Genomic DNA, 654 nt, shown 5'->3' with positions numbered 1-654 from the left:
TCCAGTCCCGGGCGATTTTGATCGCGTAGTCCTCGTCGAGCACCGGATAGAAGATCGGCTGCTCGGCCAGCCGGGGCGGCCATGCCCGCCACCCCGACTCCCGCACCAGATCCAGCTCCTGGGGCCCGGTGGGCCGCCACAGGGTCGTCGTCGCGCGGGTGCCGGGCATGGTGGTCTCCGTGGATGGCCGTGGACGGGTGAGCCGCCTCCTGGGGCGGCTCGCCCGCCGGACGCTACCGCGCGGCACGGTCCGGGCCCACCGGGTTTCGCGTTCCGCGGGGGGCGGCCCGCCCCCGGCGTCCGCCCGGCACGGGGAAGGACCGGGGGCCCGGGGAACCGGTSACCGGTTCCCCGGGCCCCCGGCGGTGGTCACCGCCACGGTGTGCGGAGCACTCCTCAGCCGTCGGCCTTCGCGACGCCGATCGGGCAGCTCACGCCCGTCCCGCCGATGCCGCAGTAGCCGGCCGGGTTCTTGTCGAGGTACTGCTGGTGGTACGCCTCGGCCGGATAGAAGGGGCGGCCTTCGGCCGGGAGGATCTCCGTGGTGATGGTGCCGTAGCCGGAGCCGCTGAGGACCTGCTGGTAGGCGGCGCGGGAGGACTCCGCCGACGCGGCCTGGGCGGGGGAGTGGGTGTGGATCGCGGAGCGGTACTG

1 protein-coding gene is annotated in these 654 nt (G+C 74.9%); it reads right to left on the bottom strand.

Annotated elements, in window-relative coordinates; all coding sequences use genetic code 11:
- Nucleotides 1-396 precede the first annotated feature (396 nt).
- A partial coding sequence (locus EAO77_RS38270; protein WP_187283633.1) for a peptide-methionine (S)-S-oxide reductase occupies nt 397-654 on the bottom strand: 258 nt, incomplete at its 5' end.

Origin of the sequence: Streptomyces sp. T39, assembly GCF_008042045.1 — a bacterium.
Taxonomy (GTDB): Bacteria; Actinomycetota; Actinomycetes; order Streptomycetales; family Streptomycetaceae; genus Streptomyces.
This window is presented reverse-complemented; position numbering and strand designations above follow the sequence as displayed.